Genomic DNA, 16,875 nt, shown 5'->3' with positions numbered 1-16,875 from the left:
CCGGCCATTGCGATATAGAGACCGACACCCGAACAAGAGGGAGACATCCATGCTCAAAGGACTTGGCGGCCTTGGCGACATGACCAAGATGATGAAAGCCGCGCAGGAAATGCAGACCAAGATGGGCGAGATGCAGGAACGTCTCGACACCATCACCGTGGTCGGCGAAAGCGGCGCCGGGCTGGTCAAGGCGACCTCCACGGCCAAGGGCGAACTTGTCGGGCTTGACATCGACCCGTCGATCTTCGACCCGAACGAGAAAGAAGTGGTCGAGGACCTGATCCTCGCCGCGATCAAGGACGCGCAGGTGAAAGCCTCGGAACGCTCCAGCCAGGAAATGCAGAAGATCACCGAGGAACTCGGCCTGCCCGCGGGCATGGGCAACCCCTTCGGCGGCATGGGCGGCTGACGGACCCTTGAGCGAAGCGCCGCGCGACATCGAGAACCTGATCGAGTTGATGGCCAAGCTGCCGGGCCTCGGCCCGCGCTCGGCCCGTCGCGCCGTGCTGCACCTGATCCGCAAGCGCGGGCTGCTTCTGGCCCCCCTTGCCGACGCGATGCATGCCGTCGCGGTTTCGGCCCGAGAATGCATCACCTGCGGCAATGTCGGCACGACCGAGGTCTGCGACATCTGCACCTCGGAAAAGCGCGCGACGGGTGAGTTGTGCGTGGTCGAGGATGTGGCGGACCTTTGGGCGATGGAACGCGCGGGCGTGTTCAAGGGCCGCTATCACGTTCTGGGCGGCACGCTCTCCGCGCTCGACGCCATCGGCCCTGACGAGTTGCGCATCCCCAAGCTGGTCAGCCGCGTGGGCGACGAGAACATCACCGAAGTGATCCTTGCGTTGAACGCCACGGTCGATGGCCAGACCACGGCGCATTACATCGCGGAAGAGTTGGAGGGGCGCTGTGACGTCACCTCGCTTGCCCAAGGTGTGCCCATCGGCGGTGAACTCGATTATCTCGACGATGGCACCATCACCGCGGCGCTCAGAGCGCGAAAGCGGGTCTAACGCTCCAGCGGAACCTGCTTGTGGCAGGTCAGCAGCCAATCGCCCGCGCTTTTCACATAGACGCTTTCGCATTTCGCCACATAGGCGGCCACGCCGTCGCGCTTGCCTTCGGCGCGATAGGTCAGGCGCGCCTTGTTCCCCAGTTTCTCGACATCGCGATCGAAGAACGACACGCTGTCCCAGCGCGGCGCGTTTTCCAGCGCGTTCAGGACCTGCTCGCCTGTCAGCAATCCGGTCGGCTCGGGGAAGTCCATCACCGCGTCGGGCACCATGTGCGCGCGGTAGAAATCGGGGCCTTCGAGCCAGAAATTTTCCTCTTCGGCCCAAAGGCTTTCGGTGGCGGGTGTGTCATCCAGTGAAGTCATGCAAACGTAACGCTGCTGACGCAGCATCGTTCCGAGAGGTGATCGGTGCGTAACGTAAGTCGGGCCTGTGCATCACCGGGGGTGGCGAGCGGCCGCCAAACGACATAGGTTCCGTGAGCGCAAACAGGAGGGGCCCAATGGCACCGATCATTTCCGTCAAGAACCTGCAAAAAACCTATGACAACGGATTTCAGGCGCTCAAGGGCGTCGATCTGGATATTCAGGAGGGCGAGGTTCTGGCCCTGCTCGGCCCGAACGGCGCGGGCAAGACCACGCTGATTTCCATCATCTGCGGACTGGCGCGCGCCACCGGCGGCTCCGTCACGGTCGGCGGCCACGACATTTCCAAGGACTTCCGCGAGGCCCGCAAGCTGATCGGTCTGGTCCCGCAGGAAATGTCGATCGAGATCTTCGAGAAGGTCGAGCCGAACGTGAAGCATTCGCGCCGCCTGTTCGGCAAGGGCAAGAACGATGCCTATGTCGAACAGATCCTGAGGGATCTGACGCTGTGGGACAAGAAGGACAACCGTATCCGCGAGCTGTCGGGCGGCATGAAACGCCGGGTGATGATCGCCAAGGCGCTCAGTCACGAGCCGCGCATCCTGTTCCTCGACGAGCCGACCGCCGGCGTGGATGTCGAACTGCGCAAGGAGATGTGGGCGGTCATGTCGGAACTCAAGAAATCCGGCGTCACGATCATCCTCACCACGCATTACATCGAAGAGGCCGAGGCGATGGCGGATCGCGTCGGCGTCATCTCGAAAGGTGAGCTTCTTCTGGTCGAAGAGACCAATACGCTGATGAAATCCTTCGGGAAAAAGATGCTGGAGATCGAGCTCGACAAGCCCGTCGATGCCATTCCCGCTGCACTCTCGGATCGCGGCGTGACCTTGGGCGAGGACGGCCGCACGCTTTACTACTCCTACGACACCGCCGCCGAGAAGACCGGGATCACCGACCTTCTGGCCGAGGTGCGGAAGGCCGGGCTGACCATGTCGGACCTGTCCACCCGTCAAAGCTCGCTCGAGGACATCTTCGTCGACCTCGTCGCCAAGCAGAAAGAAGAAGAAACGGAGGACGCGGCATGAACTGGCACGCGGTCGCAGCAATCTACCGGTTCGAAATGGCGCGGACGTTCCGCTCCATCGGTCAGTCGGTCATCAGCCCGGTCGTTTCGACCTCGCTTTACTTCGTCGTCTTCGGCACCGCCATCGGCAGCCGGATCGACACGGTCGAAGGTATCGCCTATGGCGCGTTCATCGTGCCGGGTCTGATGATGCTTCAGATGCTCATGCAGTCGGTGTCGAACGCCGCGCTCGGCATCTACTTTCCGAAGTTCGTCGGCACGATATACGAGGTGCTGTCCGCCCCCGTCTCGGTCCCCGAAATCGTCATGGGGTATGTCGGGGCGGCGGCGACCAAGGCCTTGATGATCGGGCTCATCATCCTCGGCACGGCGTCCTTCTTCGTGGACCTTCAGATCGCGCATCCGCTTGCGATGCTCGCCTTCATGATCCTGACCTGCGTGACCTTCTCGCTCTTCGGGTTCATCATCGGCATCTGGGCGGACAACTTCGAACAGGTGAACCTGATCCCGATGCTGGTCATCACCCCGCTCGTCTTCCTTGGCGGCGCCTTCTATTCGATCTCGATGTTGCCGGAGGCATGGCAGACGGTGGCGCTGTTCAACCCCGTGGTCTACCTCGTCTCGGGATTCCGCTGGTCGTTCTTCGCCATGTCCGACGTTCCCGTCGGCATCTCGCTGGTCGCCATCGGGGTCGTGCTGGTCGCCTGTCTTGCGGTCATCACCGCGATCTTCCGCACCGGCTGGAAACTGCGGACCTGACGAACCCGACGTCATTGCCACAGGGGGGCGACAATCATCGCCCGCTGGCCTTGTAGCCCCCCTGTCGCGCCTCTACATCGACCCCTATGAAGCGCTTTATTCCTTTCATGACGCCCGACCCAACGGTCGCGGTGATCCGCCTCCATGGGTCCATTTCCACAGGCACGCGTGGACAGTTGAACGATGTCGCGATGGCCGGGCCGATCGAACGCGCGTTCCGCCGCAAACCCAAGGCCGTGGCGCTGTCGATCAACTCCCCCGGCGGCAGCCCCGTGCAATCCTCGCTCATCGCGGCCCGCATCCGGCGGCTCGCGGACGAGAAAGAGGTGCCGGTCTACGCCTTCGTCGAGGATGCGGCGGCCTCGGGCGGCTACTGGCTCGCCTGTGCGGCGGATGAAATCTATGCCGACCGGTCCTCGATCCTCGGCTCCATCGGCGTCATCATGGCCAGCTTCGGCGCGCATGAGTTCATCGCCAAGCACGGCATCGAACGCCGGGTCTACACCTCGGGCGAGTCGAAGTCGCAACTCGACCCGTTCAAGCCGGAAGACCCCAAGGACGTCGAGCGCATCAAGGCGGTGGGCAGCGAAATTCACGAGGCGTTCATCGAACATGTCAAAACCGCCCGCAAAGACAAGCTGGCCGACGATCCGTCGCTTTTCACCGGGGAATTCTGGGTCGGGCAAAAGGCTGTCGACCTTGGCCTTGCCGATGGTATCGGCCACCTCGTCCCGTTCATGAAGGAAAAGTTCGGCAAGGACGTGAAGTTCGCCGTCCTCGGCCCGAAGAAATCGCTGTTCAAACGCTTCGGCGCGCAGATCGCCGAAGACGCCATCGCCACGGTCGAGGATCGGGCGGCTTGGGCGCGGTTCGGTCTCTGACATGATCAAGATCGTCTCGCTCTTCCTGATCCTGATGCTCGTGCTCGCCATGTTCGGGCGCCTGCGCATACCGGGGGCCGACAAGCTGACGCGGGCCAAATGTCCGAAGTGCGGCAGGCCGCGTCTGGGCAAGGGCCCTTGCGAGTGTGGTCATTCATGATCGTCGATCTTCTGTATGCGGCCCTCGGTCTGGTCATCCTGCTTCTCGCGGGTGACAGCCTCGTAAAAGGCGCGGTGAACCTTGCCCTCAGGCTTGGTATTCCCGCCCTGATCGTGTCGCTCACCGTTGTCGCCTTCGGCACCTCGGCGCCGGAGCTTCTGATCTCGGTGCAGGCCATCCTCGAAGGCGTGCCGGGCCTTGCCCTCGGTAACGTGGTCGGGTCGAACACGGCCAACATCCTGCTCGTCCTCGGTGTCCCTGCCCTGCTCACGGGCCTTGCGACCAAAGACTGCGACAGCCGCCATAACTACGTGATGATGCTCGCGGGGACGGTGCTGTTCATGGCGCTGGCCACGACCGGGCAATTCGGCTGGTGGCAGGGTCTGATCCTGCTCGCCGGTCTCGCCTTCATGCTAATCCATGCCGGGCGCGCCGCGATGAAGCACCGGCGCGAGGTGGTCGCCGCCGCTGCCGCCAAGGGCAAGGAGATCGACGAGAACCAGCTCGAGGACGACGAGGAGCTCGAGGGTGCCGACCCCGACCTGCCCAAGTGGAAGATCGCGCTTTACCTGATCCTCGGCCTGATCGGTCTGCCCTTGGGCGCGGACCTGCTTGTCGAAAGCTCGACCAACATCGCGCTGTCCATCGGCGTGTCGGAAACCGTGATCGGGCTGACGCTGGTGGCGGTCGGCACATCGCTGCCTGAACTCGCCACCACCGTGATGGCCGCCTATCGCCGTCAGGCGGACGTGGCGCTGGGCAACGTCATCGGCTCGAACATGTTCAACCTTCTGGGCATCATCGGCGTCGCGGCGCTGGTCGGCAAGATCCCGGTCGATCCCGAGATGCTGCGCTTCGACATCTGGGTGATGCTCGCCGCGTCGATCCTGATCGCGCCCTTCGTCTTCCGGGGCTGGCACATGGGCCGCGTCTGGGGCGCCGCCTTCTGCGTTCTCTATGCGCTCTACGTCTTCGTGGTGCTGGGCGCATGAGCGGGGCGTTGGTGACAGGCGCAGGCACCCGTCTGGGGCGTGCCATGGCGATCTACCTTGCCGAACGCGGCTTTGATGTCGCCGTGCACTACGCAGGCTCGCAAGAGGGCGCGCAGGAGACGGCCGAAGCCTGCCGTGCGCTGGGCGTGCGCGCCGAGGCCGTTCAGGCCGATCTTCTGAACCCCGACGAGGTCGAGACGCTCATCCCTGCCGCAGCCCGCGCGATCGGACAATTGACGGTGCTCGTGAACAACGCGTCGATCTTTGAAGACGACGACATCGAAACCGCGACGGCGGAAAGCTGGGACAAGCACATCGGATCGAACCTGCGCGCGCCCTTCTTCCTGACGCAGGCGTTCGCCTCGCAGGCCCCCGACGCGGGCACCGACGAGAATGGCGAACCGATCGCCACCGGCCTCGTCGTGAACATGATCGACCAGAGGGTGAAAAAGCTCACCCCCTACTTCATGACCTACACCATCGCCAAGATGGGCCTGTGGGCCTTCACCCAGACCGCCGCCCGCGCCCTTGCCCCGCGCATCCGCGTGAACGGCATCGGCCCCGGCCCCACGCTTCAGGGTGCGAACCAGAGCGACGAGGCCTTCGCCCATCAGCGCGCGAACACGGTTCTCGAACGCGGTGCGAACCCCTCCGATATCACTGGCGCGCTTGGGTATTTCCTCGACGCCCCGGCGGTCAGCGGGCAGATGATCGCGGTGGATGGCGGGCAACATCTGGGCTGGAAAACACCCGAGATTCAGGGCCGCGATTGACTTCGATCAAGGCCCCCGGAAACGAGACCCGGGGAAGTTGTGCACGGGCGAGTCGACTTGCATAAATTACACATGGAAAATTGTGTGTTTTCATGGATTTACATTCTCTTAACAATTTTTCTATTTAATTTCAGTAGGTTGAAATGGCGCCTATTTTTTAGGCAGCCCAATGTAACACCTGTGAAACAAGGAAATATTCCGCGGAACAGGTTTTCTTCCACGGACTTATCCCCAGATTCTGTGGACGTGTTTCCTCTTGTCGCCGCCACGCTATCATTGCAGCCAAAACGGGAATCAGCGAGCAGTCCGGATGAGTGAGTCAGCACCAACAGAAATGGGGATCGACGGGCTTCGCGGTCATGCCCTGATCGCACGTTACGTCAAGCAACTCGACAATTCCCCCGGTGTCTATCGGATGCTGGATGAGACGGGGCGCGTGCTTTACGTCGGCAAGGCCAAGAGCCTGAAGAACCGCGTCACGAACTACGCGAACCGCACCGGCCACTCGGCCCGGATCGCCCGCATGATCTCGCAGACGGCGAGCATGATGTTCCTCACCACCCGGACCGAGACCGAGGCGCTGCTGCTCGAGCAGAACCTAATCAAACAATTGAAGCCGCACTTCAACGTGCTCTTGCGCGACGACAAGTCCTTTCCGAACATTCTGGTCACCAAGGACCATCCTTACCCGCAGATCAGAAAGCACCGCGGCGCGAAAAAGACCAAGGGCGCCTATTACGGCCCCTTCGCCAGCGCCGACGCGGTGAACCGCACGCTGAACCAGTTGCAAAAGGTGTTCCTGCTGCGCAACTGCTCGGACAGCATGTTCGAAAGCCGCACCCGGCCCTGCCTGCTTTACCAGATCAAACGCTGCGCTGGCCCTTGCGTCGGCAAGATCTCGGAAGAGGGGTACGGCGAACTGGTGGGCGACGCCGAACGGTTCCTGTCCGGCAAGACCACCAAGGTGCAGTCGGAACTGGCCGCCGAGATGCAGGCGGCTTCCGAGGCGATGGAGTTCGAACGCGCCGCCGTGCTGCGCGACCGGATCGCGGCGCTGACCAAGGTGCAATCGTCGCAGGGCATCAACCCGCGCGGCGTGACCGAGGCCGACGTGATCGCGCTCCACATGGAAGGGGGGCAGGCCTGCGTGCAGGTGTTCTTCATCCGCGCGAACCAGAACTGGGGCAACCGCGACTTCTACCCCCGCACGGGTGCCGGCGCGGACGAGGCCGAGGTGCTGCGCGGCTTCATCGGCCAGTTCTACGATCAGAAGGAGCCCGCGCGCCTTCTCCTGCTCTCGCACGACATCGAAGAGCGCGAGCTTATGTCCGAGGCGCTGGCCGAGAAGCTGGGCCGCAAGGTCGCGATCGAAGTGCCGCAGCGGGGCGAAAAGATGGAACTGGTGTCCAATGCCGCCCGCAACGCCCGCGAGTCGCTCGGGCGCAAGATGGCGGAAACGGCGACGCAGGCGAAACTGCTCGCGGGCCTCGCCGAAGCGTTCGATCTGGACGAAGCGCCGAAACGGATCGAGGTCTACGACAACTCTCACATCCAAGGCGCGCACGCGGTCGGCGGGATGATCGTGGCGGGCCCCGAGGGCTTCATGAAAAGCCAGTACCGCAAGTTCAATATCAAAGGCGAAGAGCTGACCCCCGGCGACGACTTCGGCATGATGAAAGAGGTTCTGACCCGCCGCTTCAAACGCCTGCTCAAGGAAGACCCGGACCGCGAAAGCGACGCGTGGCCCGACCTCCTCCTGATCGACGGCGGTGCGGGGCAAGTCTCGGCGGTGAACGAGATCATGGAGGACTTGGGGGTCGAGGACATCGCGATGATCGGCGTCGCCAAGGGTGTGGACCGCGACCACGGGAAAGAGGAATTCCACAGGCCCAAACAGCGCCCCTTCGCGCTCAAACGCAACGATCCCGTGCTCTACTTCGTGCAACGGATGCGGGACGAGGCGCACCGCTTCGCCATCGGCACCCACCGCGCCAAGCGCACCAAGGCGATCAGCGCCAACCCGCTGGACGACGTGCCCGGCGTCGGCGCGGGCCGCAAAAAGGCGCTGCTCGCGCATTTCGGCTCGGCCAAGGCGGTCACGACCGCGTCGCTTTCGGATCTCAAGGCGGTCAAGGGTATCTCCGCCTCGCTGGCGGAAACGATCTACGGGCATTTTCATGAGAATGGCTGACGAAACCTTCCCCGTGGGTAAGGTTTTTTCCATATTAACAATGACTTAACGCGTCGCACGTTCCGGCGCCGCGCGACCCGCCCTCACATTGGCCCCGTCTGGCAGACAACACATCCGAGGGGGTCGCCACTGCTGCGTCATTGATCCGCCCCGCCGGGCGCCCCTTCCCCTTCTCTGTTTCAAAAATACTTCGGGGAGCGCGAGGGGCAGCGCCCCTCGCACGGGTCGGCCCGGGCGCAAGCCCGGGACGAAAGCCTCCTTCCCCCCGGCCCTGCCCCGCGATACACCTTCCATCATGAGATGGACGATCCCCAATATCCTCACCATCGGACGCCTGATCGCGGTTCCGCTCTTGCCGATCATGTTCCTGTTCTTCGCCCGGCCCTGGGCGGACTGGTATGCGCTGATCGTGTTCATCGTGGCCGCCGTCACCGATTACGTCGACGGCTACCTCGCCCGCGCCTGGAGCCAGGAATCGAAGTTCGGCGCGACGATGGACCCGATCGCGGACAAGGCGCTCGTCCTTACCGCGCTACTCGTCATCGCCGCCTATTCCGGCCTTGCGGTCTGGATCGTCCTGCCCTCGGGCATCATCATCTTCCGCGAGGTCTTCGTCTCGGGCCTGCGTGAGGCGCTGGGGGACAAGGCCCGCGCTCTTAAGGTCACCCAGATCGGCAAGTGGAAGACGACGGTTCAGATGATCGCGCTCACGCTTCTCTTCGCCAAAGGCGTGTTCGAGCATTACGTCGGGATGCAGAGCTTCGGCATGGATGACGAGTTGTTCGATCAGATCCTCGACGGCGAGGTGACCGATCACCTCGGCCTCGGCTGGAAGACGACCGGGATGATCTGGTCGGGCAACGCGGGCGTCATTCTCTTGTGGATCGCCGCGCTGCTCACCGCGATTTCCGGCTGGGACTACTTCCGCAAGGCCTGGCCGTTCCTGAAGGAGGCTGACGATGCTTGACGTGATGTATTTCGCTTGGGTCCGCGAGCGGATCGGCAAGCCGCGCGAAACGGTGGCGACCGAGGCTGCGACCGTGGCCGAGTTGGTCGAGGAACTGAAAGCCCGCGAGCCGCGGTACGAGGCTGCTTTCGCCGACCTGTCGGCCCTGCGCGTGGCGCTGGATCAGGAGCTCTCTGATTTCGACGCGCCGCTTGCGGGCGTGCGCGAGGTGGCGTTCTTCCCCCCGATGACGGGTGGCTGACATGCCGGTGATCCGGGTGCAGTCCGAGCCGTTCTCATTGGGTGACGAGGCCGAGCGTTTCGCCAAGGGGCGCACCGACACGGGCGCGGTCGTGACCTTCACCGGCATCGTGCGCGACACCGGCGGCATGACTCGGATGGAGATCGAGCATTATCCCGGCATGACCGAGAAGGCGATTTCGGGCATCGTCGATCAGGCGATGGACCGCTGGTCGCTGGACGATGCGCTGGTCATCCACCGCTACGGGAGCCTTGCCCCCGGCGAGCGGATCATGATGGTCGCCACGGCCAGCCGCCACCGGGTCGCGGCATTCGAGGCGGCGGAGTTCCTGATGGACTACCTCAAGTCCCGCGCGCCGTTCTGGAAAAAAGAGTTCGGGCCTGACGGCGCCGAATGGGTCGCCGCCAAGGACGAGGACGAGGACGCGCTGTCGCGCTGGTGACGTTCACCGAATCTCAAGCCCTGTGGCGCAATCATGGCGCCCATGTCGACGCGAATACTTTATTCCTCCGGTGCATTGCGTGCCACGATGACCGGGCAATCGTCCGAGTGCGTCATGTTCACCTTCGACCATTGGCGGCGTGATCGGCGCGGCATGGCTCCGCCGCCCTCCGGCGCGCCGTTCACCACGCGGGGGTTCGCGCACATCCACGTCTCGACGGCCCGGAACGACTGGTTCCTCGCGCCTGACCTTGCCGCGCTTCTGACGACGCTCGCGGGGGTCGCCGCGCATTTTCCGGTGCGGGCCGGGCTTGGGTTTTCGATGGGCGGCTTCGGGCTTTTCGCCGTATCGCGGGCGGTGCCGCTGACGCAGGCTTTGTTCGTGTCTCCGCAGACCACCTGCCGCCCCGACCTGCCGCTGGATCATGCCATCGAGGATGGTCGGTTCCCGCAGGATCTGGCCGATCCGGTCTTCGCCTGCGAGGCGGATCATGTCATCCGCCACACCCCGCCGTCTGATGCGGCCTGCGTGGTTCTGTTCGACCCGACCCTGCCGTTCGACGCGCGCCACGCTGCCGAGGTCGCCCGGGGCTTCGTTGCGCCGCGACTGGTGCCGATGCCGGGCGCGGGCCACCCGGTCACCGATGCGCTGCCGCCGACGCGGGCGTTCGGTACCGTAGCGCGGGCGGCCTGTGCGCCGGGCATCGCCGAGCATTTCGTGACCCAGGCATTCGCGCGTTTCAGGCGCGACCCCACGAAGGCGCTATTGGAACAGGTACGGCCAAAAGGTGAGGAGGCCGACGAGGACCGCCGTGATCGCAGCTACGAGGACCGCCCCCGCCGCCAGATCTTTCGCAATGCGGATCCCTTCGGCCTGCGCGGGATGCAGGGTGTCGGCAAGGGTTTCGAGCGCGGTGTTCAGAATCTCGGCGATCCAGACCAGCGCGATCATGGCGACGATCCAGCGCCAGTCGTCGCCGTCTAGGCCCAGCCAAATCGCCGCCCCCAGGGCAATGGCGGTGGCCAGCAGGTGAATCCGCGCGTTGGGTTCGCGCATCATGATGTGAACCAGACCCGCGAGCGCATGTGCAAGGCTCGCAAGGCGGGATCTCATCCCGCGTTCATCCGCTCGATATAGGCGCGCAGTTCCTCGGCCTCCTGCCGGGCGGCGCGCAGGCCGTCCATCGCGGCGCGAAGCTCGGCCTCGGTCTGGTGCTGCTGGTTCGACAGTTCCGCCTCGCGTTGCTGGAGGTAGGTGATCGCCTGATCCCGCGTCTCTTCGGCGTCATGAAGCGCCTGCGCCATGCGGTCGAGTTCGCCCATCTCGGCGCCGGAGACCCGCGTGAACCTGTGGATGAGCCAATGGGCGAACCACCCGAGCGCAAATGCTATGAAAAGAATGATCGCCGTGACGATGATGAACTCGGCTCTGTTCATGTGTCCCTATCCCTCGCGCTCCGGTCTGGGCGGGGCGCGGACCCCTTCCAGCTCCGGGTGCACCACGGTCGGTGGCGACAACGCTTCTTCGCTGACTGTCTCAGTCTCTGTGGTTTCGTCAACCCCTTCCCCGGGGGTCTCGTCCGCCGCGTGGGCCGCGGTCTCGTTCGTGGTTTCTTCGTCCGCCGATGCGGTCTCGTCCGCCGCGTCAGGGTCTTCGCCCTCGGTGGTCTCGGCCACCTCTTCCGCCTGCGTCGCGCCGTCGTCCGTTTCATCCGTGCCCGGCTCGGCACCGGCGGTTTCGGGGGCCGGCACCTCGTCGCCGGTCGGCTCCGTCGCTCCCTCGGCGGCCGCGTCTTCGACGTCGTCCTCGGGCGCAAGGGCGGCCGCCGTTTCGGCATCCATGCCTTCGGGCGGCCCGTCGTCTCCGGCGACGTATTCCTCGTCCTCCGGCGGCACGCCTTCGTCGCCGGTCTCGTCGGCCTCTGCGGTGTCGTCCGCGTCGGCGGCGGTCGGGCGCGGGCGGGGGCGAATGTCGCCCAGCGGCCCGTCATAGGGCGTGCCTTCGATAAGCGGTTCGCCATCGAGCTCGCGCTGTGAGATGAGCCGGAATTCGATGCGGCGGTTCGCCTCGCGTCCCGCTTCGGTGTCGTTGTCGGCAATCGGCACCTCTTCGCCATAGCCGTGGGCGACGATGTTGGAGGTGAGGATACGGCGGGCGAGCAGCGCGTTCAGAACCGAATTCGCGCGCTGTTGCGACAGGGCCTTGTTGAGTTCTTCCGAGCCTTGGCTGTCGGTGTGACCGCCGATCTCCATCGGCACCTCGGCACAGTCGCGCAGGACATCGGCGATCTTGTCGATGGTCGCCGCCGCAGAAGCCTCGATCTCGACAGATCCCGGCGCGAAGGTGATCTTGGAGCCCGCGATGGTCTCGTTAATCATGGCGACGCATTCCTCGGGCGAGGGCAGCGATGCGATGGGGTCGAGCGCCTCGTCATAGCTGACGTTCACGCGGTAATCCTGCGCCTCGCCTAGCTTTTCGGACAGAAGGCGCGAAATCTCGGCGTTGGCATTCGGGTCGCCGGTCTTGCCGCGCAACTCCACCAGTTCGGGCTGGACGATGGCCACCCCGTTGTCGAGGTAAGACAGCGCCTCGACCGCGGCGAGGACGCGCACGGACCAGCCGCGCGGCAGGTTCTCGTCCAGACGCGCCGCCATATAGACCTTGTCCATCCCGAAGCGCGCACGCGCGACGCTTTCGGTGATCGTGCGTTGCTGTTCGTCGCCAAGACGACCGCGAAGCTGGACCTGCCCTTCCGGGCTGAGGGTCGCGGAAAATTCGGGCCGCCCTTCGCCTTCGGTGGATTCGGCCTGTGTCTTGGTGGAGTGGAGCGAAAAGACATCGGGCAGATCGGCCTCAAGCTCGCCCACCACGCGGTCGAAATTCTGCTGCTCGACGCTCGCGGGCGCGACGAGGGTCACGTCGGCATCCGAGAAGGTGATCGTGCCCGCACCCAGTTCACGCACGGCGCGCACGCCGCGCGACACCGCGTCGGGCCAGTCGGGCGAGGGCACACCAAGGCCGATGGTGCAGGTCGGGCGCCCCTTGACGCCCGATGCGATCCCGGCGGCGACGATCTTGACCCGCCCCGCCTCGGTCCCGGCCGTGCAGGCATCGAAGCGCGCGCCCTGATCGTCGATGACGAACCGGGTCGTGAAGGGCGTGATGACGGGTCGCGGGGCCGAGATGTTCATCGCCACCCGCAGACCGCCCGGCGCGGCGCGCGCAAGATCGCGTTCCCATGTCGTGCGCTGTTCGGCGCTGTCGGCGATCGCCTCGATCGTCACGCGCGAGGCATCCATCGAAATCTTGGCGCGCGGCAGGCGTTCGAGCGCGACGAGCGCGAAGTCGAGCGCCGAGGACCAGTTCTCGGGCACGTCGTAATCGGCGGTTTCAAGAAGGTCGGCCACGTTCTTTTCCGGCGCGATCCGGCGCACGCGGGCATTCAGCGCCTCGCGGTCGGTGGCGTTCGGAATGAGCCCGATCATCGAAATGCCGCCGTCGTTGCGCAGGATCTCGACCGAAAAGCGCGGCGGTTCGATCCCGGCGGCGTTCGGCACCTCCATCTGGTCGATCACGCGGCTGGAATCGACCTCGCCCCCGGCGATGGAGATTGCGCGGAACCGGTCGGATTCGGTGGGGGCCATGCCCGACAGCACGAGTTGCAGACCATCGGTATGGACATTCGCCCAGTCCTGCCCGCCGAGGATCAGGGCCTGTTCGACCGCAGCCTTGGACACCCGCTCGATCACGTTCACGGAACTGAACGCCGCCACCAGCGCAAGCAGGGCCGCGAAAAGGAAAACCCCGGGAATGATCAGGACTTTGGAGAATTTCATGCCGGCAGGATGGTATCCGTTATGACGTTGCAGGCTTCATTAGGGCTGTTTCCCGCGAGGTGCAATCAAAGGAAAAGTGCGACGGCAAGAAACGGCACAGGGATCAGCCCGGCATTCCGATTCGAGCGGAAAAGCATGAGGCAGGTGTCGGGGTCGTCCATCTCGAGTTTGCGCATCTGCCAGGACAGGTGCCAACCCATCGCCCAGGGCGCGGCAAGCGCCACGACCAGCGCCAGCGGGCTTTGACCGGGCAGATAAGCGGTGATGATGGCCAGCGTCATCAGCGCGACGCAGCCCACCAGAAAGGCAAGCAGCCAGCGCGGCGTATTGTCGCCGAAGAGCCGTGCGGTGGATTTCACCCCTATCAGCGCGTCATCCTCTTTGTCCTGATGGGCGTAGATCGTGTCGTAAAACAGCGTCCATGCCATGCCGGCGAGATAGAGCGCCACGGCGGGCCAGGCGAGCGTGCCGGTGTGTGCGGCGAACGCGAGGAGTGCGCCCCAGTTGAAGGCGATGCCCAAGAATATCTGCGGCCACCACGTAAAGCGTTTGGCGAAAGGGTAGATCGCCACCGGAGCGAGCGCGACGATGCCGAGGATGATGGCCGTCGTGTCGAAGGTGATGAGGATGAAGAAGGCGATCAGCGCCTGCACCACCAGCCACGCCAGCGCCTGAGGCACGCTCACCGCGCCCGAGGGAATCGGGCGGGACCGGGTGCGCGCGACCGAGCCGTCGATGTGGCGGTCGGTGATGTCGTTCCAGGTGCAGCCCGCGCCGCGCATGAGCGTGGCCCCGATGGCGCAGCCCACGGCGATCCAGAGGTCATGCCAGCTTGCACGCCCGTCGAAGCCCATGCCCAAGAGCAGTCCCCACCAGCACGGCAGCAGCAAAAGCCATGTGCCGATCGGTCGGTCCAGACGGCTGAGGCGGAAATAGGGGCGCAAGGGTGCGGGCGCATACCTGTCGACCCAGTTGCCGGTATAGGCATCGGCGACCGTGCCGCTGCCGTTCGCTGCCTCTGGCGTCCCGTTGCCTGTCGCCATAACGTGCCCCCATGATCGAGCGTGCCAAAATCCGGCTCTTTGTAGACGAGCCCCTGCGCGAAGGGCAAACCATTCCCCTCGAACGCGACAAGGCGCATTACCTGTTCGGCGTGATGCGGCAGGCGGTGGGCGACCGTGTGGCGCTGTTCAACGGGCGCGATGGTGAGTGGACCGCCGAGGTCAGCCACGCGGGCAAGCGGGGCGGTGTGCTGACCTGTCTGGGTCAGGCCGCGCCGCAACTGGACCCGCCCGACCTGTGGCTGATGTTCGCGCCGATCAAGAAGGCGCGCACGGATTTCATTGTGGAAAAGGCCGCCGAGATGGGCGCCTCGCGCATCGTGCCGGTGCTGACGGACTTCACGAACTCGGAGCGTGTGCGGGTGGATCGGTTGCAGGCCCATGCGGTCGAGGCCGCCGAGCAATGCGGCGGGACATTCGTGCCGGAGGTGGCGGAGCCGGAAAAGCTGGACCGGCTGCTCGATGGCTGGGACGGGGCGCGGCGCCTGATGTTTTGCGACGAGGCTCTGGTGGGCGAGAACAAGCCCTTAAGCGGCGCGGCCGGCGCGCCCTGGGCGATCCTGATCGGGCCGGAAGGTGGGTTTTCGGATGCCGAGCGCAAACGCCTGCACGGGATGGAAAGCGCGGTTTCGGTCAGCCTCGGCCCGCGCATCCTGCGTGCCGATACGGCAGCGGTGGCGGCGATGACCCTGTGGCAGAGCGCGTTGGGGGATTGGTGATGCGGCCCGCCATCGCCACCGATATTCCCGCAATCGAGGCGTTCCTGTCCGATCACGCGGCGACGACGATGTTCCTGCGCGCGAATCTTGCGCGCCACGGCCTGATGAACCGGACCCACCCGCACGGCACCGCCTATTACGTCGAAGGCGAGGAAGCGGTGACCGGGGTGTTCGGCATTTCGAACGCCGGGTTCGTGATGGGGCAAGGCCGCGACTGGCGGGGCTTTGCCCGCGCTATCGCGGGGCGCGAGGTGATCGGGCTGAATGGCGCCAAGGATCAGGTCGAGGCCGCGCGGGCGGTGTTCGATTTCGCGGGCGCGGATTTCGCGCTCGACCGGGACGAGCCGCATTTTCGGCTGTCGTTGGACAGGCTGGACGAGGGCGCCCTCGGCCCCCAGACCCTTCGCCGGACGGTGCCAGCGGACCTGTCGTTTCTGACTCGATGGAACGCGGCCTATACCATCGAAACACTGGGCGCTGACGATGGGCCGGACAACGCGGCCGAGGCGGTGGCGCGGTCGGAGCGCATGATCGCCGAGGGCTATGGCTGCATCCTGATGGAGGGCGACACGCCCGTCGCGATGACCGCGTTCAACGCGGAACTGCCGGACATGGTGCAGATCGGCGGTGTCTATACACCGCCCGAGTTTCGCGGACGGGGATATGCCCGGACCGCCGTCGGGCGGCATCTGATCGAGGTGCGCCAAGCGGGCGTGCGCGAGGCGATCCTGTTCGCCTCGGGCGAGGCGGCCTCCCGCGCCTATGCGGCCATCGGGTTTCAGCGCATCGGGGTCTATACGCTCGTCATCCTGCGCACCGCGCGAAAGGTGGCGGCATGAGTTTCCTGCGCCCCGAAGCCCTGAACGGCCTTGCGCGCTGGCGTGATGTTCTGATCGGTGCTGCGGTGGCGCTGGCCGGGCTGCGCTGGGTGCTGGTGGGCGTCGGGCTGATGCCGTGGATCGGTGGCGCCGTCATGTTGCTTGGGGCCGTGTTTCTGTGGACCGGCTTTCAGCGCGCCCGGTTTCGCACGGGATCGGGCGGGCTTGGCGTGGTCGAGGTGGACGAGCGCCAGATCACCTACCTCGCCCCGGTCGGCGGGGGCATCGCGGCGATCGACGCGCTGACACAGGTATCGGTGGTGGCGAGCCGTGCGGGCGGCGCGTTCTGGCGCTTCGACATGGCGGGCGAACGGCTGTCCGTTCCCGCCGCCGCAGAAGGGGCGCGCGCGGTGTTCGACGTGCTCACCGCGCTGCCCGGTGCCCGGATCGAAACCGCCATCCGCGCGCTGAACCAACCGCCCGAGACCCCCGTCACGATCTGGCGAAAGGGCCCGGCGGGCGTTGACACCCCCCGCGCAATCGAACACTCGTAAACTCCGAGACAGTTCA

General features: G+C 65.0%; 21 protein-coding genes. 15 read left to right on the top strand and 6 right to left on the bottom strand.

Going from position 1 to position 16,875, the window contains the following annotated elements:
- Window positions 1–49 precede the first annotated feature (49 nt).
- Together HOY44_RS13040 and recR are read left to right on the top strand one after the other, a co-directional pair.
- Window positions 50–409 carry a YbaB/EbfC family nucleoid-associated protein gene (locus tag HOY44_RS13040; RefSeq protein ID WP_008331181.1) on the top strand — a complete coding sequence of 120 codons (360 nt, stop codon included), beginning with the start codon at window positions 50–52 and terminating at the stop codon, window positions 407–409.
- 7 nt (window positions 410–416) lie between these two features.
- Window positions 417–1,013, top strand: coding sequence for a recombination mediator RecR (recR, locus tag HOY44_RS13035; protein WP_287435113.1), 597 nt, complete (start codon window positions 417–419; stop codon window positions 1,011–1,013).
- Here the strand turns inward: recR and HOY44_RS13030 are convergent.
- Window positions 1,010–1,378 (bottom strand): nuclear transport factor 2 family protein, encoded by a 369-nt coding sequence (locus HOY44_RS13030; RefSeq protein ID WP_287435111.1) that lies wholly within the window; start codon window positions 1,376–1,378, stop codon window positions 1,010–1,012. The genes recR and HOY44_RS13030 overlap by 4 nt on opposite strands.
- 137 nt (window positions 1,379–1,515) lie before the next feature.
- Here HOY44_RS13030 and HOY44_RS13025 point away from each other — a divergent pair, with 137 nt between their 5' ends.
- The 10 genes from HOY44_RS13025 to HOY44_RS12980 all read left to right on the top strand — a co-directional run bounded on the left by HOY44_RS13025 (window position 1,516) and on the right by HOY44_RS12980 (window position 9,871).
- Entirely contained in the window at window positions 1,516–2,466 is a 951-nt protein-coding gene (locus tag HOY44_RS13025; protein ID WP_287435109.1) for an ABC transporter ATP-binding protein, read from the top strand.
- Window positions 2,463–3,224 carry an ABC transporter permease gene (locus HOY44_RS13020; protein ID WP_138423823.1) on the top strand — a complete coding sequence of 254 codons (762 nt, stop codon included), beginning with the start codon at window positions 2,463–2,465 and terminating at the stop codon, window positions 3,222–3,224. The genes HOY44_RS13025 and HOY44_RS13020 overlap by 4 nt, the downstream gene beginning before the upstream one ends.
- Before the next feature lie 86 nt (window positions 3,225–3,310).
- Window positions 3,311–4,105: a S49 family peptidase gene (locus HOY44_RS13015; protein ID WP_287435106.1), complete on the top strand. Its 795-nt coding sequence runs from the start codon at window positions 3,311–3,313 to the stop codon at window positions 4,103–4,105.
- A 1-nt stretch (window position 4,106) separates the two neighbouring features.
- A complete protein-coding gene (locus HOY44_RS13010) occupies window positions 4,107–4,265 on the top strand; it encodes a hypothetical protein (RefSeq protein WP_008331187.1) in 159 nt (52 codons plus the stop codon).
- Window positions 4,262–5,257, top strand: a complete 996-nt coding sequence (locus HOY44_RS13005; protein WP_287435104.1) for a calcium/sodium antiporter — start codon at window positions 4,262–4,264, stop codon at window positions 5,255–5,257. Before HOY44_RS13010 ends, HOY44_RS13005 begins: the two co-directional genes overlap by 4 nt.
- The gene (locus HOY44_RS13000) at window positions 5,254–6,030 is read left to right on the top strand and encodes an SDR family oxidoreductase (protein ID WP_287435102.1); all 777 of its coding nucleotides are present in this window, start codon (window positions 5,254–5,256) and stop codon (window positions 6,028–6,030) included. Before HOY44_RS13005 ends, HOY44_RS13000 begins: the two co-directional genes overlap by 4 nt.
- A gap of 334 nt (window positions 6,031–6,364) precedes the next feature.
- Window positions 6,365–8,221 carry an excinuclease ABC subunit UvrC gene (gene uvrC, locus HOY44_RS12995; RefSeq protein WP_502710708.1) on the top strand — a complete coding sequence of 619 codons (1,857 nt, stop codon included), beginning with the start codon at window positions 6,365–6,367 and terminating at the stop codon, window positions 8,219–8,221.
- A gap of 295 nt (window positions 8,222–8,516) precedes the next feature.
- Entirely contained in the window at window positions 8,517–9,188 is a 672-nt protein-coding gene (pgsA, locus tag HOY44_RS12990; protein WP_008331192.1) for a CDP-diacylglycerol--glycerol-3-phosphate 3-phosphatidyltransferase, read from the top strand.
- Window positions 9,181–9,429 (top strand): molybdopterin converting factor subunit 1, encoded by a 249-nt coding sequence (moaD, locus tag HOY44_RS12985; protein WP_287435098.1) that lies wholly within the window; start codon window positions 9,181–9,183, stop codon window positions 9,427–9,429. Before pgsA ends, moaD begins: the two co-directional genes overlap by 8 nt.
- A 1-nt stretch (window position 9,430) precedes the next feature.
- Complete coding sequence (locus tag HOY44_RS12980) at window positions 9,431–9,871, top strand: molybdenum cofactor biosynthesis protein MoaE (RefSeq protein WP_287437228.1); 441 nt, start codon at window positions 9,431–9,433, stop codon at window positions 9,869–9,871.
- A 3-nt stretch (window positions 9,872–9,874) separates the two neighbouring features.
- Here HOY44_RS12980 and HOY44_RS12975 read toward each other — a convergent pair whose 3' ends face one another.
- The 5 genes from HOY44_RS12975 to ubiA form a co-directional block, all read right to left on the bottom strand.
- Window positions 9,875–10,585, bottom strand: coding sequence for a hypothetical protein (locus HOY44_RS12975; protein ID WP_287435096.1), 711 nt, complete (start codon window positions 10,583–10,585; stop codon window positions 9,875–9,877).
- A gap of 48 nt (window positions 10,586–10,633) precedes the next feature.
- Window positions 10,634–10,927: a diacylglycerol kinase family protein gene (locus HOY44_RS12970; RefSeq protein ID WP_287437226.1), complete on the bottom strand. Its 294-nt coding sequence runs from the start codon at window positions 10,925–10,927 to the stop codon at window positions 10,634–10,636.
- Window positions 10,928–10,980: 53 nt separating this feature from the next.
- The gene (locus HOY44_RS12965) at window positions 10,981–11,307 is read right to left on the bottom strand and encodes a hypothetical protein (RefSeq protein ID WP_008331196.1); all 327 of its coding nucleotides are present in this window, start codon (window positions 11,305–11,307) and stop codon (window positions 10,981–10,983) included.
- A 6-nt stretch (window positions 11,308–11,313) separates the two neighbouring features.
- Window positions 11,314–13,707 carry an OmpA family protein gene (locus HOY44_RS12960; protein WP_287435094.1) on the bottom strand — a complete coding sequence of 798 codons (2,394 nt, stop codon included), beginning with the start codon at window positions 13,705–13,707 and terminating at the stop codon, window positions 11,314–11,316.
- A gap of 65 nt (window positions 13,708–13,772) precedes the next feature.
- On the bottom strand, window positions 13,773–14,750 hold the full coding sequence (gene ubiA / locus HOY44_RS12955) for a 4-hydroxybenzoate octaprenyltransferase (protein ID WP_287435092.1): 978 nt from the start codon (window positions 14,748–14,750) through the stop codon (window positions 13,773–13,775).
- An 11-nt stretch (window positions 14,751–14,761) separates the two neighbouring features.
- On the opposite strand from ubiA, the gene HOY44_RS12950 reads away from it, so the two are divergent.
- From HOY44_RS12950 to HOY44_RS12940, 3 genes are read left to right on the top strand one after another with little or no spacing between them, the layout of a single operon-like run.
- Entirely contained in the window at window positions 14,762–15,487 is a 726-nt protein-coding gene (locus HOY44_RS12950) for a 16S rRNA (uracil(1498)-N(3))-methyltransferase (protein WP_287435090.1), read from the top strand.
- Window positions 15,487–16,326: a GNAT family N-acetyltransferase gene (locus tag HOY44_RS12945; protein ID WP_287435088.1), complete on the top strand. Its 840-nt coding sequence runs from the start codon at window positions 15,487–15,489 to the stop codon at window positions 16,324–16,326. The genes HOY44_RS12950 and HOY44_RS12945 overlap by 1 nt, the downstream gene beginning before the upstream one ends.
- Complete coding sequence (locus tag HOY44_RS12940; RefSeq protein WP_287435086.1) at window positions 16,323–16,859, top strand: hypothetical protein; 537 nt, start codon at window positions 16,323–16,325, stop codon at window positions 16,857–16,859. The genes HOY44_RS12945 and HOY44_RS12940 overlap by 4 nt, the downstream gene beginning before the upstream one ends.
- Window positions 16,860–16,875: the final 16 nt, after the last annotated feature.

This window comes from Maritimibacter sp. (assembly GCF_016774595.1).
GTDB lineage: Bacteria > Pseudomonadota > Alphaproteobacteria > Rhodobacterales > Rhodobacteraceae > Maritimibacter > Maritimibacter alkaliphilus.
This window is presented reverse-complemented; position numbering and strand designations above follow the sequence as displayed.

What these genes read in the sequence shown, in the direction of transcription:
- HOY44_RS13040 (WP_008331181.1), top strand. Translation starts at nt 50, where the DNA reads ATGCTCAAAGGACTTGGCGGCCTTGGCGACATGACCAAGATGATGAAA.
- HOY44_RS13030 (WP_287435111.1), bottom strand. Translation starts at nt 1,378, where the DNA reads ATGACTTCACTGGATGACACACCCGCCACCGAAAGCCTTTGGGCCGAA.
- HOY44_RS13025 (WP_287435109.1), top strand. Translation starts at nt 1,516, where the DNA reads ATGGCACCGATCATTTCCGTCAAGAACCTGCAAAAAACCTATGACAAC.
- HOY44_RS13020 (WP_138423823.1), top strand. Translation starts at nt 2,463, where the DNA reads ATGAACTGGCACGCGGTCGCAGCAATCTACCGGTTCGAAATGGCGCGG.
- HOY44_RS13015 (WP_287435106.1), top strand. Translation starts at nt 3,311, where the DNA reads ATGAAGCGCTTTATTCCTTTCATGACGCCCGACCCAACGGTCGCGGTG.
- HOY44_RS13010 (WP_008331187.1), top strand. Translation starts at nt 4,107, where the DNA reads ATGATCAAGATCGTCTCGCTCTTCCTGATCCTGATGCTCGTGCTCGCC.
- HOY44_RS13005 (WP_287435104.1), top strand. Translation starts at nt 4,262, where the DNA reads ATGATCGTCGATCTTCTGTATGCGGCCCTCGGTCTGGTCATCCTGCTT.
- HOY44_RS13000 (WP_287435102.1), top strand. Translation starts at nt 5,254, where the DNA reads ATGAGCGGGGCGTTGGTGACAGGCGCAGGCACCCGTCTGGGGCGTGCC.
- uvrC (WP_502710708.1), top strand. Translation starts at nt 6,365, where the DNA reads ATGGGGATCGACGGGCTTCGCGGTCATGCCCTGATCGCACGTTACGTC.
- pgsA (WP_008331192.1), top strand. Translation starts at nt 8,517, where the DNA reads ATGAGATGGACGATCCCCAATATCCTCACCATCGGACGCCTGATCGCG.
- moaD (WP_287435098.1), top strand. Translation starts at nt 9,181, where the DNA reads ATGCTTGACGTGATGTATTTCGCTTGGGTCCGCGAGCGGATCGGCAAG.
- HOY44_RS12980 (WP_287437228.1), top strand. Translation starts at nt 9,431, where the DNA reads ATGCCGGTGATCCGGGTGCAGTCCGAGCCGTTCTCATTGGGTGACGAG.
- HOY44_RS12975 (WP_287435096.1), bottom strand. Translation starts at nt 10,585, where the DNA reads ATGCTCGGCGATGCCCGGCGCACAGGCCGCCCGCGCTACGGTACCGAA.
- HOY44_RS12970 (WP_287437226.1), bottom strand. Translation starts at nt 10,927, where the DNA reads ATGCGCGAACCCAACGCGCGGATTCACCTGCTGGCCACCGCCATTGCC.
- HOY44_RS12965 (WP_008331196.1), bottom strand. Translation starts at nt 11,307, where the DNA reads ATGAACAGAGCCGAGTTCATCATCGTCACGGCGATCATTCTTTTCATA.
- HOY44_RS12960 (WP_287435094.1), bottom strand. Translation starts at nt 13,707, where the DNA reads ATGAAATTCTCCAAAGTCCTGATCATTCCCGGGGTTTTCCTTTTCGCG.
- ubiA (WP_287435092.1), bottom strand. Translation starts at nt 14,750, where the DNA reads ATGGCGACAGGCAACGGGACGCCAGAGGCAGCGAACGGCAGCGGCACG.
- HOY44_RS12950 (WP_287435090.1), top strand. Translation starts at nt 14,762, where the DNA reads ATGATCGAGCGTGCCAAAATCCGGCTCTTTGTAGACGAGCCCCTGCGC.
- HOY44_RS12945 (WP_287435088.1), top strand. Translation starts at nt 15,487, where the DNA reads ATGCGGCCCGCCATCGCCACCGATATTCCCGCAATCGAGGCGTTCCTG.
- HOY44_RS12940 (WP_287435086.1), top strand. Translation starts at nt 16,323, where the DNA reads ATGAGTTTCCTGCGCCCCGAAGCCCTGAACGGCCTTGCGCGCTGGCGT.